Annotated in this window: 1 protein-coding gene; it reads right to left on the reverse strand. The window is 56.4% G+C overall.

The window, feature by feature from the left end:
• Nucleotides 1-153, reverse strand: a 153-nt coding sequence (locus ACNA7R_RS20520) for a twin-arginine translocation signal domain-containing protein (protein ID WP_416285383.1), incomplete at its 3' end; no start/stop codon positions are given.
• Between the last annotated feature and the right edge of the window lie 487 nt (nt 154-640).

Genomic DNA, 640 nt, shown 5'->3' on the forward strand with positions numbered 1-640 from the left:
CGCGTCGTTGTTCTCACTTCCGCCAACTACCTGCCCAACCGGTAGGCCGAGTAACGCCCCTCCAGCTGCGCCCGCTTTGTGTACGCTCCGCCGTGATACGCGACCGGTATTGTTTGCTCCCATGTAGTTCACGTCTCGTATTCCGAGACGCATCACTATACGTCAATCAGAATTATATACCTTTGTGATAGGATCGTGAGTTAAATTAAGCTGCACGACGTGGAGTCCCGATCCGATCTCTTCAGCCGTACGGTGGTGGGTTGCGTTCTCGAGTCCCCACGAAGGGGTCGTGCAACAAGGCGATTACAGGGAAGCCATCTCATCGAGATTACGACATTGAAGTCACTTCCTTCACTGATCAGAACGAGGTCGTCGACCGGCAGGATCGAACCGACCTGAGGTCGTTCTCGAGACGCTACTCGAGGCTACCGGGTCACGTCCGTTTCAAAAGGGCTGCAGTCGGGGAGTGGGGGATGACCGAATCGGACTGCGTACTATGGCGTCTGACAGCCAGTTCCGGCCAGTGATTGCTAGCCGGCTGGTCTGTTATATGTTTTCTGTGGGTTACTCGACGGCGAAATCTCTCCCGGGTGAGGAAACAGGAGGGTCGGGAGCGATCACGGGGTCCACAGCGGCCCGA

It is taken from the genome of Natronococcus sp., assembly GCF_047921035.1.
Classification (GTDB): Archaea; Halobacteriota; Halobacteria; order Halobacteriales; family Natrialbaceae; genus Natronococcus.